A 14,139-nucleotide genomic window follows, 5' to 3' on the forward strand; every position below is an offset into this window, starting at 1 on the left:
ACCGAGCCATCCGGCCTCGGGGGGAGGCCTCGAACTGCCTCCCCCCGGCCCTGGTTCGTCCTGCACGTAGTCCGCTTGACGCACGCTCAACCGCGCGAAGCGCCCGCTTCGCCATGCCCGCGTGCGCGTGACGTGCGCGCACGCCGTCCACGGAGGTGAGCTCCCCGTGTCCGTCTTCACGTTCCACACCGCGCTCCCGGCCGCCCGGCCGCGACCCGCCGTCCGCCCCGGCGGTATCGTCCGGGTCCGGGCCTTCCTGGCGCAGTTGCTGCGGCGGCTGGCCGACAGCCCGCTCGACAGCCCGGTCCTGCACACCTTCCAGCCCCCGGCGCCGCGCGCCACCGCCGCTCCGCACCGGCAGCGGGTACGGCTGGCCGCCGAGTGGCACGCCGTCACCGACGCCGCCGGAGCCGTCCACCTCGAAGCCGCCTGGCACGCCGAGAGCTGAGAGCCGAGAGTCGCGAGTCGAGAGGGAGGCGTTTCGATGCCCCTGCACTACCCCCGGGTTCAACTGATCTTCTCCGACAGTCCAACCGTGACTGCTCCCATGGTGGCGGCGCCGACCCGGCGCTTCGCGGCGGTCGGCGTGGTGGTCGACATCGACCAGCGCGTCGTCACCGTCGACGGGCGCCCGCTCGACCTCACCTACCTGGAGTTCGAGTTGCTCGCCCACCTGATGGCCCAGCCCAAGCGGGTGCTCTCCCGCAGCCAGTTGATGGAGGCCGTCTGGGGCCGCCCGAATCTGGGCGACACCAGGACGGTCAGCACTCATGTGGCCCGGATCCGCCGTAAGCTCGGCCCGGCCCACCGCGACACCATCACCACCGTCCGGCAGATCGGCTACAAGTTCGACCCGGCGTTCGCCCGTACCTGACTACCTGACGCGGCGTCCGACTCGCGGCGTCCGACTCATCGAGGAGGTGCTTCATGCACTCCCTGTCCACTCTCGACTTCCTGCTCCGGTTGGCCACCGGCGTCCTGTGCGGCGCCGTGATCGGGGTCGAACGCCAGTGGCGCGCCCGGATGGCGGGCCTGCGCACCAACGCGCTGGTCGCCACCGGGGCCACCCTGTTCGTGCTGTACAGCGAGGCCATCGGCGACGTCGGCAGCCCGACGCGGGTCGCCTCCTACGTGGTCTCCGGCATCGGCTTCCTCGGCGGCGGCGTGATCCTGCGCGACGGCGCAGGGGTGCGCGGCCTCAACACGGCCGCCACCCTCTGGTGCTCGGCCGCCGCCGGTGTGCTGGCCGCCTCCGGCAAATACGGTTTCGCCATCATCGGCACGCTGGCCGTGATCGCCATCCACGTGGTCGGCCGCCCCGCCGGACGCCTGCTCGACCGGGTCCCGGCCGCCGGCACCGACCCCGACGCGGTGGTCGAGGCCAACCTGCACCTGCGCTGCGACCGCAGCGCCGAGACCCACATCCGGGCCCTGCTGCTGCAGGCCCTCAGCACCTCGGGCCTCACCCCGACCGGCCTGCGCGCCCGCCGCGAGACGCCCGAGATCACCAGTCTGCGCGCCTCGCTCTCGGTCAGCGGCGACGTGGCGAGTGCGCTGGAGCAGGTGATCTCCCGCCTCTCGCTGGAGCCCGGGGTCCGGGACCTGCACTGGCACCTGGACGAGGAAGAGGACGTCAACCAGGCGATGGCGTGACGCGAACGGGGGCGCGGACATGTGGGGGAGACTGGCGGCAATCTGGCGGCGCCGGGCCCCGGCGGCGGGGGAGCCGGCGGAGGACTGGTTCACCGCCGAGAGCCTGGCCGACTTCCCGCTGGAGGCGGTGCGGCCGTACCTGGCCGGCCACCCCCTGGGCCGGTTGCACACCGCCTGGGTGCTGGCCCTCACCGGGCACGAACCTGCCTGGATCGCTCGGCACTTGGGCCTGCCGGAGGCGGTGGCGGTGCTCCTGGTGGAGGCGGTGAACCGGCGGGATCACTGACCCCGCCGGGCCGACCGCGTTCTCGCATCGCGGCCCGGATCCCGGCGATCAGCCCGGGGGTCCGGCTTCTGTCGTGCTCCTCCCGGCAGCGGCGGCAGCGGCCGTCCTGCAACGCGTTCGGCCGGGCGGGTCGGTAGCAGCCCTGACACTCCGTCAGTCTCGATGGCGCTTGCTCGATCACCTGTTCCGGAGGCAGCCGGTCGAGCAGCCGTTTGCGCGCGAACGCCCCGGGGCACTGCACCGTCGCCGGCAGCCCGTTGGTCATCGCGAACCGGAACTGCTCGACGGTCACTCCCCGCGCGAACCACTCGGCGGCGAGCGCCTCCAACTCCGCACATTCGGCAGCCGAGAGCATCATCCGCCGATCGGCCGCGGCGAGCGAGGCCAGCGCCCGGTACGACACGGAGCGCGCCGGGGGCGCGGGCGCAGGGTCCGTGCGCCCGCCCGTCCGACGGTCCGTCAGGAACTGCTCCCACCAAGCCGAGCTGCGCGGCGTACGCGAGAAGTACGTCCGGGAGACCCACTGCGTCAGCCCCTCGCCCACCCGCTCGCGCACCCGGCGCAGGTGGCCCTTCCGGGTGAGAGCCCGGAGCACGGTGCTGACGGCCTGCTGCCCGAACCGGGCGAGCATCCGGGCGAGGGACTTCACGTCGATCGCGGCACCATCGGGCACGCCGTCGATATAGCCGGCGATTTCGGCCTCGCGGTCGGTCAGGTGAGCGAAGTCATCTGGTCCGCTCGGGTGTTGTGACGGCGCGGACCGCTTGCCGTAGCCGGGCGCGGCGATAGCATAGGTAATAGCCACTGGATCGACTGGCTTTCGATCGTGTCGGTCAGACCCCCGTCTGGTGTTAGCGCACCGGGCGGGGGTTGCTGCTTTGCGCGAACCGTACACCGTGATCGCGGGCAGTTGCCAACTGGTGACGATTAGTCATACTCATTGGCTGCGAAGGACATTGGGTGGGTTCGGCCGCTCGCGGCCTTCTTCATCGGCGTAGGCCAACAGTTGATCAACACTGCTGATCTTACGGTAGGGGCGAACACCCCGCCGGTCCACGAGGCGCTGCCACAGCCAAGGCTCCTCCCTCGGCTTGCTGCTCCCTGCCCACAGATGCGGAAGCAGGTCTGCCAGGACGAACAGGCGGCCCATCAGGTCGCGTGCCTCGACGACTTCACTGGTCGGTTGTTCGTCATCGCCGCCCGAGGGACTCAGGGGCAGACCCAGTTGCGCTGCGAAGTCCGCGCTTGAAGCAGTGAGCTGCACCTCGGAGTCGCTAGTGGCGCGCTGTTCCAGCGTAACTGTCCACTCGACGAGATCGCTCAGCCGTGCCAGGTCGTCTGTGCCGCCCTGACACGAAGCCACCCCACGGAGCGTCAGCCGAACCTCGTCGTTGTCGGAGTAACCGTGTCCTTGCCAGGGCCTGTTCACATATCGGGGACTGAGCGCCACCAAGGCGGTTTGGGCGTCCTCGATGCCCAGTTCGCGGTCGGCCCGCAGGTCCACGGCTGTGAAAGTGGGCCATGCTCCCCGCTGGCGCAGCAACTCGTAGACGGTCTGCACGAGAACCTGATCTTCAGCGCCCACGGCATCGTCGTCCACGCCATGATGCTCGCACCCAGCGTGGCGCTGGCGCACGGATATTTCAAGGATAGTCATCGGCGGTGGTCGACCGGGATGACTTCGTCACACGTCGCGGCGCTTGCCGATGCTTGAGCCAGCTTTTGCGACCGCACTGGCCCGCTCACTCAGGGGGAACCTGACGACACTCTAGGCAGGGGCGCCACGTTTAGGGACGACGCCTGCAACAGTCTGGACCCCGGGCTTGCCACCGGATGCGCCCGCAGTGGCTGACCAGAGACCCGGCCCGACCGCGCGACTGGCAAGCCCATCAACCTGTACGACTGCCGAGTGCGGCAGACCCCACGTGGGCTGCGCACATGTCGACCGTACGCGATGGCAGAGGAATGCGATATGTCAGGAATAAGTGATCTCCGCCAGTAGAGAGCAACAGCCGTGGGGGTGACCATCAACTGGTGGCTGTCCCCACGGTCGCTCGGACGGGGTCCGTCAGGCCTTGAGAACGGCGTCCAAGTACTCCTGCACCGGCTCGAACAGCCCGTACGGCACGTACGGCGGGATCTCGGCGAGGGCCACCCACGCCACCTCGTCCACTTCCTCGGCGTCCGCCACCGTGGCGGTCCCACTCACGACTTCGCAGGCGGTGTACGACATGAGCCGCCCGGTCATGGGGTGGACGCGCTCGCCGAGAAGCTTGCCGGCGGCCACACCGAGGCCGGTCTCCTCCGCGGTCTCGCAGATGGCTGCCTCCTCTGGCGACTCGCCGGGCTCGATCTTGCCGGCCGGGAACTGCCAGGAGAGTTGGCCTTCGCTCACCCGCCGCCGCACCATCAGGACGCGGCCCCCACGGACCACGATCGCGGCGGCGATTCCCGGACGTTCGTCCGCAACATCCTGCACAGCTACTTCCTCTCCGTGATCGACCGCGCCACCGGGCGAAGCAGGTCGAGGACGTGGGTCCAGTTGTAGCTCTCACGGCCTCCGCCGGCCTTCGGCATGTGGGGCACGTAGTCGCCGATCAGGACGCCCATGGACCGGAGCCGGGCCAGGCTCTCGTCGTAGGCAGGGTGTGCCGCCTGGGCGGAGTTGACGTACGGCTGGACGGCCACCGGGATGCCGAGCCCGTACGCCTCGCAGAGGATGCCGAGCGCGAGCGTGTCCGAGATGCCGGCGGCCCACTTGTTGATCGTCGCGGGGGCGACCGCGATGGCGTCGGCCGGAGGTAGCGGCTGGGGGATGCTGGACGTGCGCCAAGCCGAACGGATCGGGTAGCCCGTCTGCGCCTCGACCGCTTCCTGATCGATGAAGCCGAGCCCGCTGGGGGCGGCGATCACGCCGACCTTCCAGCCTTCGGCGTGGGCAGCGGTGATCAGTTCGCTCACTCCGTCAGCGATGCCCGACGCGCAGACGACGACATACAGGAACGGCTCGCGGTGGTCGGTCAAAACCTGGACTCCCAACTCCTGCCAGAAACAGCGAAGTTCAAGGACAGTGCGCCGAGCTCCTGAGCGCTTTGCATCCTTCGGCCAGTCTGCCCTGCTGGCTGTACGCCCGTGCAGCCTCCACCCACAGTGCCGCCCGACGCTCCGGGACCGGGATGCGGACCTGGCAGTTTGGCCGCGCTGACGGGACACGCTCCGCGATGCGGAGTTGTTGGGGACTGGGTGCGTCGGCCTATTCGAGGGCTCCAGCGCGGTCGTCGAGTTCCTCGACGCCGGGGACATCGCGAAGCCGGTACAGACGGGCTCTCATGTCGTGGACGGCGTCTTGGACCTTGACCGAGCGGATGCCGTCCGCGCAGTCGAGGAACTCGGTCCAGGAGGCCATCGCGCCGTCCACGTCGTCCTGGCGGAGGCGGACGGTGCCGAGGTCGGCGAGGACGATGGCGCGGGTGCGGCGGCGGTCGAGGCCGTGGATGTCGAGCGCGTGGTGCAGGTGGTCCTGCGCGCTGGTGTAGTCGCCGAGTTGGGCGAGGATCATGCCGGCCTCGTGGGCCCAGCGGCCGATGCTGTAGTGCGAGGCCCACGATTCGCCCGGGACGCCGGTCGCGCGTTCGATCGAGGTCTGCGAGGCGGCGAGCGAGGTGGTGGCGGTGCGGCGGTCGCCGTCAAGGGCGGCAGCGTTGGCGAGGGTGGCCTGGTAGTAGGCCAGCGCCCGGGGGTCGTCGAGGCTCTTGGCCTGATCGACGCAGTCCTCGGCCACCCGGACCGCGGTCGCCCGGAAGCCGAGGTCGATCGCTTGGACCGCGAGGCCGCGCAGGGCGGTGGCGGCCAGTTCGGCGTCGCCTGCTTCGGAGGCAAGGCGGAAGGAGTGCGCGTAGTACTGCTGGGCGGCGTCCTGGTTGCCCTCGTCCTGAGCCATCCAGCCGGCGAGGTGGACGAGCTGGGCGGCGGCGGCGAACAGCTCGCGGCCGACCGCTTCGGTCCAGGTTCCGTCCAGCCAGGGGGCGACGTCGTCGTGGAGGTAGCGGACGGCGAGGTGGCGGGCGTGTCCGCCGCCGAGTTCGGCCGCCGCGTCGCCGAGGGACTTGGTCATCTGCCGGATCGCGGCGGCCTCGCCGCGGCCGACGTGAGCTGTGCCGCCGGATTTGGCCCGCACTCGACGCAGGACGGCGTCCGGGTCGGGCAGGCCCAGGGCCGCGAGCGCGTACGCGCTGGAGGCGGCCACGAAACCCCGGCGATCCACCACGTCCCTCCGGCTCAGCTCGATGACGGAATCCACGGTATCGCCACATCCTGGATGGGCCAGAACAGTTGGCGGATCATCAGCAGCACTCCCGTCACCGGGTGAAGGCGACTGCCAAGGCTCCGCCGGACCGCGCCCCCGCCGGATCGGATTCGCTCGGTCGAGGTATCCCAGGCGGTTCCCCTGCCAACAGAGCGGCTCCGGTCGTACGGTTGCCGTCGGTAGTTTCTCGAACACGGCCTTGGGGTTGTCCTGTGGCAGAGATCGACAAGCTGATCGGCGCTCGCATCGCCAAGGCGCGTAAGCGGAAAGGGTGGCCGCAGGCTCTTCTCGGGGATCTGGCCGAGCGCTCGGAGTCGTGGGTCTCCCAGGTGGAGCGAGGGGCGATCCCGCTCGACAGTGTGGTGACAGCCGAGAAGTTGGCCGGGCTGTTGGAGGTGGCCACTCCATATCTATTAGCGTTCGATGTGCGCCATCCGGCGGCGGAAGTTGACGCGCCGTCACTCGGCTCACACCGGCCTTCTCCGGCTTCGGCACGCACGGCGAGGCCCGATGCGGAAAGCTCAGATGCTGTGCTGCGACGAACGTTCAACCTCGGCGCCCTCGCGGGCGTGACCACTGCCCTTGCCGGATTGTCCCCGGATGCCCAGGCCCAGACCGCCCAGTCGCCCCGTGGCACCCTGGACCGCCCGACCGTGGATGAGCTGCGGTCCAATGGCGCCTTCTACCGCCGCTCCTACAAGAGCTTCCCGGCAGCCACGCTGGTACCGGTGGCACACAGTCAGATCGAGCTGGTGCTGTCACTGCGGCCCAAGGATCAGCCGGCCGAGCTACGGACCTTGCTGCTCGCGCACATGGCCGAAATGGCCTGCCTGGCGGCCTGCCTGCTGTCTCTTGACCTGGCTGATCGTCAGAAAGCCGACTCCTACATGGATATGGGCTATGAGATCGGCAAGGAGATCGACAGTCCCGAGCTGCTGGCACTCGTCCTGGGTGGCAGGGCCTTCAACGCCTCCTACGGCGGCGACCCGGAGAGCGGGTTGGATTACGCGCTCGCCGCGGTGGACCGCGCCGAGCGCGGGGCGTCTCGGCGGATGCTGGCCTGGACGAACGCTGTCGCCTCCGAGATGTACGCCTCGACCGGCGACGAGCGCGGCTTCGGCTCCTCGCTGGAGGAGGCCCGCACCGTGCTGTCCGGCCCGATGGACGACGAACGCTGGGGCGGGATCGCCTGGTTCGACCTGTCCAAGGCCGACGCCTACGAGGGCAGCGACCTGGTCCGCCTGGGTCGCTACCGCGAGGCTCTGCCGTCCCTGGACCAGGCGATCGACCGGCTGCCGGAGGAGATGATGCGCCACCGCTGCACCGCCTACATCTCCCGGGCCGAGGCCAATGCCGGCGCCAACGACATCGAGGCCGCGTGCGCCGACGGCCAGGCCGCACTGGACCTGGTCGAGAAAGTCCAGCACCGCGAGACCCTGCGCCGGGTATCTGAGCTGCACCGCAGCCTCCGCCCCCACCGCACAGTGGCCGTCCGCTCGTTGGGCGAGCACGTGATCGACACCCGAACCCTCCTCAAGACCGCCGGGAGTACCGTATGAGCCGCCGCATGGGCCTGATCCTCGATTTCGGCGGGGTGCTGACCACCAGCGTCCCGGCCTGCGCCGCCGGCTTCGATCGCCGCGCCGGCCTGGCTGAGGGCACCTTTCTGTCGATGATCGCGAAGAACCCCGAGGGCGTTGCCCTCTACGCCGACCTGGAGCGCGGTGCGATCACCCAGACCGAGTGGAACGAACGGACCGGCACCCTGCTGGGCATCGACGGCACCAACCTGCTCGGCCGAGTCCTGGAGGACCTGCACCTCGAACCGTCGGTGATCGCCGCCTCCGAGGCCGCCAGAATGGCCGGGATCAAGGTCGGCATCTTCTCCAACAGCCTCGGCTCCGAGCCCTGCGACCCCTATCTCGGCCATGACTTGGTGGCGAACTACGACGCGGTCCTGATCTCCGAGCGCTACAAGGCTCGCAAGCCCGACCCGATCCTCTATCGAACGATGCTCGACCTGATGGACCTGCCCGGCGAGGCATGCGTGTTCGTGGACGACACCGCCCGCAACCTCCCACCGGCCGAGGAGCTCGGCATCGCGACCATCCTCGCCACGGACCCGGCGACCACGATCGAGCAGATGGAATCCCTGCTCGGCCTGCGATTGACCGAAGAGGTCTAGACCGACCCGCAATGTCGTTGCGGGTCCGCAACGCGCTTGCGGATGCGTTCCGTTGCCGGGCGGCACTGTGGTCTCCGAGCCGCCCCGGGGTGGCTGACCAAGCCGCACAGGCCCCTCGCTGGCCGGGGTGCCCGACCGGAACCGAGACACAGATGACCACTGCCGACCGCTCCTCCCATCCGTGGAGGCTGAACAGCGCCTCTGCTTCGCTGGTCGACCCGTACAAGAGCGCGCTGCCGCGCCGGGCCCCCGCCCGAGCGTCGACCGGCAGCCGGGAGACCGCGACCGCCGACCGCATCCTGCTGGACGAGCACCGCAGCGTGAACGGCCGGTGCGTGCGCTGCGAGAGCCCGTGGCCGTGTCGGGTGACGATCGAGGTCAGGGCCAGGAGTGCAGCGTGAACGACCGCCCTGCCGACGTGTTCCACGTCCAGTCCGCCGACGGTGCCGTAGCCCAGGCCCGGCACCGTATCGCCTCGGCCATCAGAGAGTTGGGCCTCCCGCTGTCCCCGCACGCGGTGGCCGACGTGCTGCTGTGCGCCAGCGAGATCATCACCAACGCGCTGATTCACGCGGGTGGTGAGTGCTGGGTGCGGACCGAGTGGACCGGCCGCCACCTCAAAGTCGAGGTGACCGACCGCTCGCTTCGACTCCCTACGGTGCTCACCCCCGACTTCGAGAAGGGATCAGGACGCGGGCTCACCTTGGTCGATTCCCTGACCTGTTCCTGGGGTTGGGAGCGGAGGGAGCAAGGCAAGGCGGTCCACTTCCTGGTTACCGCCGACGCAGCCCTGACCGCTGATGAACGCCTGGGTGCCCTGGTGCGAAGCGCACACCAGAAGGCCACCGCGTGAGTGAGCAGCCGATCCTCACCTTCACCGTCAGCACGCAGGACGAGAGCGGCGAACTGGTCGAGCTCAAGCGCGAAGAGCACACCGGCAACGACCAGCTCAGCTACCTGCCCCGCTACGAATCCTGGCCACTCTGCGACTGCCCCCGCTGCCGCCGCAGCTGACCCCCAAGACTCCTCCCCATCCGGGGAGGTTGCACCACCACTGCTGAGCTCCCCGCCGGAGAGGCCGGTGGGAGATGTCCGAGAGGAGAACCCGATGGAGAACACCATGCCCGCCGCTCCGGAGGAGGACGGGGGCGGCCTGCTGGTCGCCGTCCGTAGCATCCGCGCCGCGCGTTCGCGCGCCGACTTGCCGTCCGACAACACGGGCGGCAAGTCCGACCAGAACGACACCTGAGCCGGACGCCCACGATGCATGATTCCGCTTCGTGGGCGGTGCGCCTGGGTGGGGACCTGTTCCTCACCCAGGCGTTCCACCGCTCCTACGCCGTCTTCCCGGCTGACGGGACCAACATGGCTCCCCTCCTGTCCTGGGACGACCTGAACACCGTTCTCGCCACACACCGCATGGAGCCGCCGAGGCTGCGGTTGTCGCAGGATGGCGAGACGGTTCCCCTGGACCGGTACTCGGCACCGATCACCAACCGACGCGGGGTGACCTGGAACCGCGTCCATCCCGCCGAGCTTCACGCCCGGCTCGCCGAAGGCGCTTCCCTGGTCGTGGACGCGATCGACGCGATTCACCCGCCGATCGGTGCCGCCGCTGAAGCCCTGGAACGCTTCGTCGGTACTCCCGTACAGACGAACGCTTACGCCTCCTGGACAGAGCACGAAGGTTTCGGCCGGCACTGGGATGACCACGACGTGGTCGTGGTCCAGCAGCACGGAGCGAAGCGCTGGCGTCTGTGGGAGCCCACCCGGACGGCACCTACTTTCCGCGACGTGGAGTCCCCGGAGGAACCCGACGGTGAACCGGTCGCGGACATCGTCCTCAACCCCGGTGATGTCCTCTACCTGCCGCGCGGATGGTGGCACACCGTCACCGCAGACCAGGGCACCGAATCCCTTCACCTGACGTTCGGTCTCGTCACGCACACCGGATCCGGCCTCATCAGTTGGCTGGCCGACCAGATGCACCACGACACCTGCATGCGGCTGGACATCCCCCGCCACGCCGAACCGGCGGCTAAGGCCACGTATCTGGACGCCTTGCGAGCCGCGATGATCAGCGCCCTGTCCGACCCGGCGCTGATCGACCAGTGGGCGGACTCCGTTGACACCACCCACTTCGGACGCCCAGCCCCTTCCCTGCCGTACGTGGACGCGCTTCCCCCGCGCCGTGAGATCACTGTCAGGCTCACCGCAGCTCGCGCCAAGCTCACCGCTAACCCCGAGGTGGGAACAGTGACTCTCTCTGCGGCCGGCACAGAGTGGGATTTCGCGGACCAAGCCGCCCCGATGCTCCTCGCACTCCTCAGCGGCGAACCCGCCACTCTTGGAGAACTCGCCGACGCCGCCGGCCTGGAGGTCAAGGATGTGGCAGGCGTCCTGTCCGTCCTCATCAAGGGTCAAGGCGCCGCCGTCGTCAAGGCGGCACGTTGAACGCCGTCCTCGGGCTGGGGACCTACCGGGTGCGCGCCGAAAGTGAGGCGGCGCGCACCGCCCTCTCGGCGGGAGCATCCTGGATCGACACCGCGCCCAACTACGCGCATGGCTACGCACACCGTGCCCTCGCCACCGCCCTCGTCGAGCACCCGGCCGCCAGGGTGGCGACGAAGACAGGGTTCGACCCGGACGGACGGCACAGTCTCGCCCCCGCGTTCGTCCGCGCGCAGACCGATCGCTCGCTCGCCGACCTCGGTCGGGCCGACCTGGTGTTCGTCCACAATCCCGAGCGGTCCGGCCACGATCGCCGGCAGCTACACGAGAACCTTCTGGCTGCGTTCGCCGTGTTGGAGGATTTCGTGCACGCCGGTCGCATCAGCGGATACGGTGTCGCCACATGGTCCGGCTTCACCTCGCAGGCGTTCACTGTCGCGGAGCTGATCACCTTGGCACGCGACGCCGCCGGGTCGCAGAGTCACCACCTAGCCGGGGTGCAGATGCCGGTGAGCCTGGTCATGGCCGAGCCCATCACCCAGGCTCTCAACGGAACCGGGCCACTTGTGCATGCTCGCGACGCCGGGCTCACCACCTTCGCGTCCGCACCCCTTCACGGTGGCGAACTCCCCAGCCTGATGACCCCGGAACTGGTGAATCTCATCCATCCGGGATCTAACCCGCACGCAGCCGCGTTCCACGTCGTCGGCTCCTGCCCGGCGTTGGATGTCGTCCTCACCTCGACCAGCAGCCGCGAACACTGGGACGGTGCCACAACGGCTCTCGCCCACCCGATCCCCGAAGCCCGACTCCGGAAGGTGCTAGATGTCCTTTCAGCCGGATGACGCAACCCGCCACCGCATGGAAGGTGCACACGCCAAGGCCGCCGCCTTCCTCGGTCTCGCCTGCTCCGGCCCGTCCGTCTTCGGTACCTCCGGCACCACCATCGGCCGCCGGGCCGAAGACGTCTGGCTTCGCGTCTCCTGCAACAGCCGCCGCCACGCTCCCCGGCCAGCCGGCCAAGGAGCCCTCGGAGCGGAGCAGTTCATCTCGGCGTCCGTTCCGCGCCCACGGCTGCACGACGCCTTGGACTGGACCGAGGCCGGCTGCTTCTACCAGGCTGACGTCTTCGACTTCACGGGGCCCGTGGTGTCTGCGACACCGGACCTGCGCGAAGACCCGAAGCTGGGGGACAGTTGGTGGGCCGGCGTGAAGAGCGCGTTGAACGGCATCGCCACGGCCCCCGGTACGAAGGTCACCCTGCGACCGGCATGGATGGCGGAGGTGTTTCCGAATTACCTCGGCATCCCGGCCCCCACCAAGGTCGAGCGGATCACCGGTCACGGAGATCTGCACTGGGCCAACCTGACCGCGCGACCGCTCATGATCCTGGACTGGGAGCGCTGGGGACTCGTCCCGGTCGGCTACGACCCCGCGCTCCTGTGGGTGAGCAGCCTTCTCGTCCCCGCAGTCGCGAACCGCATCCGCGCGGAGTTCTCCGACATCCTCGACACCCCGGCGGGACGTGTCGGCCAGCTGGCCGCCCTCGCGGAGATGCTCCAGGCCGTCGACCGGGGGTACTACCCGGAACTGGCCCCTCTCCTCGCTGACGCGGCGCACCGGCTCACCGGGGTTCGCCCTGCGCACTGATCACGGCCCTGGCGTGGGGCGTTGTGGTGGCGAGGAGTCGGCAGACACACGCCCGGTGATCTCAGACGCTGGCGCTGCCCAGCCCGCCTGCACGTCCGGAGCGCCGGATCCCGAAGCCCGGTTGTGGGGTTATCCCCAGGGAAAGTGTCGGGTCGGCCCCAGCGCGCCCAGGCTGCCACGAGAGTGATCATCTTCTCAACAGCACTTGACATCACCTGGGTTGAGGAGTGATCACATGATCCGAAGTGGGAAGCGGCTAGCTGCCGTGGCTATCGTCCTGGCCACGACGCTGGCCCCCGCGACGGCCGCGTACGCGTCACCGGCGGTGTCCGCCTCCGCCAGCGCGCCGGACCCCGTCCACGCGCTGGACCGGATCGCCCACCCGCTGCTGTCGGCGGAGCCGGGCACCGGCACAGCTGACCTGCGGCCGCTCGGGGTGATGGTCGGCGACGCCAAGGTGGTGGGCCTGGGCGAGGCCACGCACGGCTCGCACGAGTTCTTCGCGCTGAAGGACCGGGTCTTCCGCTACCTCGTCGAGCAGAAGGGATTCACCACCTTCGCCCTGGAGATGAGCTGGTCGGCGGGGCTGCGGATCGACGACTACCTCCAGCACGGCAACGGCGACGCACGGCAGGTCGTGCACGAGACGATGGCAGGTTCCCCCTGGGACCGCGAGGAGTTCGTGACCCTCGTCCAGTGGATGCGCGACCACAACCGACATCACCCCGATCACCCGGTCCACTTCCTGGGCGACGACATCGGCGCGCCCAGCCTCGGCGCGCCCGTCTTCGACGCGGTCACCGACTACGTCCGGCGGACCCATCCGGAGTCCCTGCCGCGCCTGAACGACCTCCTCACCGGCCTGCGGCCCCTCGACGACGCCATCGGCTACCTGAACCGACCGCTCGCAGAACGGCAGCAGAACGCAGCCACGGCACAGCAACTGCTCGAGCTGATGGAAAGCCAGGGAAAGCCGGGCAACGACGACTTCGAGTTCGCCCTGCAGAACGCCCGCAACATCGCCGAGACCTACACCTTCCTCACCGTCAACGTCGACGACCCTGCCTCGTTGACCGCCATGGAGCGCTACCGCGACCAGGTGATGGCCGAGACCACGACGTGGTGGCAGCGGCGCACCGGCGGCAGGATCCTGCTGTCGGCCCAGGACGACCATGTCGGCTACACCGCCACCGACCCCACGACCTATCCGAAGACCCAGGGCGCGTTCCTCTACGACACCCTGGGCGCGGACTACCTCGCCATCGGCACCACCTTCGACCAGGGATCCTTCCTCTCCAAGGACCAGGCGCTCGGCGGCGACTGGAAGACGTTCACCGTCCCCCCTGCCGGCCCCGGCACGAACGAGTACACGCTCGACCAGGTCCGGTACCGCGACTACTACGCCGACCTGCGCAAGGCCCCGGCCGCGGCTCGCACCTGGCTGGACGTCTCGCGCCCGACGTACGACGTCGGCACGCAGTTCCCGGTCGACCCGACGCCCGAGCTCGCCATCGGCCGGGCCTATGACGTCCTGGTCCACCTCCACACCGTCCGAGAGGCGAGGAAGCTGTAGCACCCGGGGGCCGGCCGGCGCGGCTACAGGGTCCG

18 protein-coding genes and 1 pseudogene are annotated in these 14,139 nt (G+C 69.4%); 14 read left to right on the forward strand and 5 right to left on the reverse strand.

The window, feature by feature from the left end:
* Positions 1-166: 166 nt before the first annotated feature.
* From ABH937_RS06755 to ABH937_RS06770, 4 genes are all read left to right on the forward strand, one after another.
* Positions 167-448, forward strand: a complete 282-nt coding sequence (locus tag ABH937_RS06755; RefSeq protein ID WP_370217548.1) for a hypothetical protein — start codon at positions 167-169, stop codon at positions 446-448.
* 87 nt (positions 449-535) lie between these two features.
* Complete coding sequence (locus ABH937_RS06760) at positions 536-874, forward strand: winged helix-turn-helix domain-containing protein (protein ID WP_370217549.1); 339 nt, start codon at positions 536-538, stop codon at positions 872-874.
* Positions 875-927: 53 nt separating this feature from the next.
* On the forward strand, positions 928-1,653 hold the full coding sequence (locus ABH937_RS06765; protein ID WP_280688574.1) for an MgtC/SapB family protein: 726 nt from the start codon (positions 928-930) through the stop codon (positions 1,651-1,653).
* A 19-nt stretch (positions 1,654-1,672) separates the two neighbouring features.
* On the forward strand, positions 1,673-1,939 hold the full coding sequence (locus ABH937_RS06770; protein ID WP_370217550.1) for a hypothetical protein: 267 nt from the start codon (positions 1,673-1,675) through the stop codon (positions 1,937-1,939).
* Between the two features lie 937 nt (positions 1,940-2,876).
* Here the strand turns inward: ABH937_RS06770 and ABH937_RS06775 are convergent.
* From ABH937_RS06775 to ABH937_RS06795, 5 genes and pseudogenes are all read right to left on the reverse strand, one after another.
* The gene (locus ABH937_RS06775; RefSeq protein WP_370217551.1) at positions 2,877-3,539 is read right to left on the reverse strand and encodes a hypothetical protein; all 663 of its coding nucleotides are present in this window, start codon (positions 3,537-3,539) and stop codon (positions 2,877-2,879) included.
* 468 nt (positions 3,540-4,007) lie between these two features.
* Entirely contained in the window at positions 4,008-4,418 is a 411-nt protein-coding gene (locus ABH937_RS06780; RefSeq protein ID WP_280688566.1) for an NUDIX hydrolase, read from the reverse strand.
* Positions 4,419-4,420: 2 nt separating this feature from the next.
* Positions 4,421-4,963: a flavoprotein gene (locus tag ABH937_RS06785; protein ID WP_280688564.1), complete on the reverse strand. Its 543-nt coding sequence runs from the start codon at positions 4,961-4,963 to the stop codon at positions 4,421-4,423.
* A gap of 43 nt (positions 4,964-5,006) precedes the next feature.
* A pseudogene (locus ABH937_RS06790) lies at positions 5,007-5,144 on the reverse strand (transcriptional regulator); the annotation flags it as partial.
* A 48-nt stretch (positions 5,145-5,192) separates the two neighbouring features.
* Positions 5,193-6,239: a tetratricopeptide repeat protein gene (locus ABH937_RS06795; RefSeq protein WP_370217552.1), complete on the reverse strand. Its 1,047-nt coding sequence runs from the start codon at positions 6,237-6,239 to the stop codon at positions 5,193-5,195.
* A 218-nt stretch (positions 6,240-6,457) separates the two neighbouring features.
* On the opposite strand from ABH937_RS06795, the gene ABH937_RS06800 reads away from it, so the two are divergent.
* The 10 genes from ABH937_RS06800 to ABH937_RS06845 all read left to right on the forward strand — a co-directional run bounded on the left by ABH937_RS06800 (position 6,458) and on the right by ABH937_RS06845 (position 14,104).
* A complete protein-coding gene (locus tag ABH937_RS06800; protein ID WP_370217553.1) occupies positions 6,458-7,804 on the forward strand; it encodes a helix-turn-helix domain-containing protein in 1,347 nt (448 codons plus the stop codon).
* The gene (locus ABH937_RS06805; RefSeq protein WP_280688559.1) at positions 7,801-8,430 is read left to right on the forward strand and encodes an HAD-IA family hydrolase; all 630 of its coding nucleotides are present in this window, start codon (positions 7,801-7,803) and stop codon (positions 8,428-8,430) included. Before ABH937_RS06800 ends, ABH937_RS06805 begins: the two co-directional genes overlap by 4 nt.
* 152 nt (positions 8,431-8,582) lie before the next feature.
* On the forward strand, positions 8,583-8,831 hold the full coding sequence (locus tag ABH937_RS06810; RefSeq protein WP_370217555.1) for a hypothetical protein: 249 nt from the start codon (positions 8,583-8,585) through the stop codon (positions 8,829-8,831).
* Positions 8,828-9,283 carry an ATP-binding protein gene (locus ABH937_RS06815; protein WP_280688558.1) on the forward strand — a complete coding sequence of 152 codons (456 nt, stop codon included), beginning with the start codon at positions 8,828-8,830 and terminating at the stop codon, positions 9,281-9,283. The genes ABH937_RS06810 and ABH937_RS06815 overlap by 4 nt, the downstream gene beginning before the upstream one ends.
* The gene (locus tag ABH937_RS06820; RefSeq protein WP_280688556.1) at positions 9,280-9,444 is read left to right on the forward strand and encodes a hypothetical protein; all 165 of its coding nucleotides are present in this window, start codon (positions 9,280-9,282) and stop codon (positions 9,442-9,444) included. Before ABH937_RS06815 ends, ABH937_RS06820 begins: the two co-directional genes overlap by 4 nt.
* A 94-nt stretch (positions 9,445-9,538) precedes the next feature.
* Positions 9,539-9,679, forward strand: a complete 141-nt coding sequence (locus ABH937_RS06825; RefSeq protein WP_370217556.1) for a hypothetical protein — start codon at positions 9,539-9,541, stop codon at positions 9,677-9,679.
* A gap of 14 nt (positions 9,680-9,693) precedes the next feature.
* Entirely contained in the window at positions 9,694-10,884 is a 1,191-nt protein-coding gene (locus tag ABH937_RS06830) for a cupin domain-containing protein (protein WP_370217558.1), read from the forward strand.
* Complete coding sequence (locus ABH937_RS06835; protein ID WP_370217559.1) at positions 10,881-11,726, forward strand: aldo/keto reductase; 846 nt, start codon at positions 10,881-10,883, stop codon at positions 11,724-11,726. The genes ABH937_RS06830 and ABH937_RS06835 overlap by 4 nt, the downstream gene beginning before the upstream one ends.
* Positions 11,727-11,742: 16 nt before the next feature.
* Positions 11,743-12,531, forward strand: a complete 789-nt coding sequence (locus ABH937_RS06840; protein ID WP_370217560.1) for a hypothetical protein — start codon at positions 11,743-11,745, stop codon at positions 12,529-12,531.
* 439 nt (positions 12,532-12,970) lie between these two features.
* Positions 12,971-14,104: an erythromycin esterase family protein gene (locus tag ABH937_RS06845; RefSeq protein ID WP_370217679.1), complete on the forward strand. Its 1,134-nt coding sequence runs from the start codon at positions 12,971-12,973 to the stop codon at positions 14,102-14,104.
* Positions 14,105-14,139 lie beyond the last annotated feature (35 nt).

This window comes from Kitasatospora sp. GAS1066B, from assembly GCF_041262605.1.
Classification (GTDB): domain Bacteria; phylum Actinomycetota; class Actinomycetes; order Streptomycetales; family Streptomycetaceae; genus Kitasatospora.

Coding starts and splice junctions, on each gene's coding strand:
- ABH937_RS06765 (WP_280688574.1), top strand. CDS start 928: ATGCACTCCCTGTCCACTCTCGACTTCCTGCTCCGGTTGGCCACCGGC.
- ABH937_RS06770 (WP_370217550.1), top strand. CDS start 1,673: ATGTGGGGGAGACTGGCGGCAATCTGGCGGCGCCGGGCCCCGGCGGCG.
- ABH937_RS06805 (WP_280688559.1), top strand. CDS start 7,801: ATGAGCCGCCGCATGGGCCTGATCCTCGATTTCGGCGGGGTGCTGACC.
- ABH937_RS06810 (WP_370217555.1), top strand. CDS start 8,583: ATGACCACTGCCGACCGCTCCTCCCATCCGTGGAGGCTGAACAGCGCC.
- ABH937_RS06825 (WP_370217556.1), top strand. CDS start 9,539: ATGGAGAACACCATGCCCGCCGCTCCGGAGGAGGACGGGGGCGGCCTG.
- ABH937_RS06830 (WP_370217558.1), top strand. CDS start 9,694: ATGCATGATTCCGCTTCGTGGGCGGTGCGCCTGGGTGGGGACCTGTTC.
- ABH937_RS06840 (WP_370217560.1), top strand. CDS start 11,743: ATGGAAGGTGCACACGCCAAGGCCGCCGCCTTCCTCGGTCTCGCCTGC.
- ABH937_RS06845 (WP_370217679.1), top strand. CDS start 12,971: ATGGTCGGCGACGCCAAGGTGGTGGGCCTGGGCGAGGCCACGCACGGC.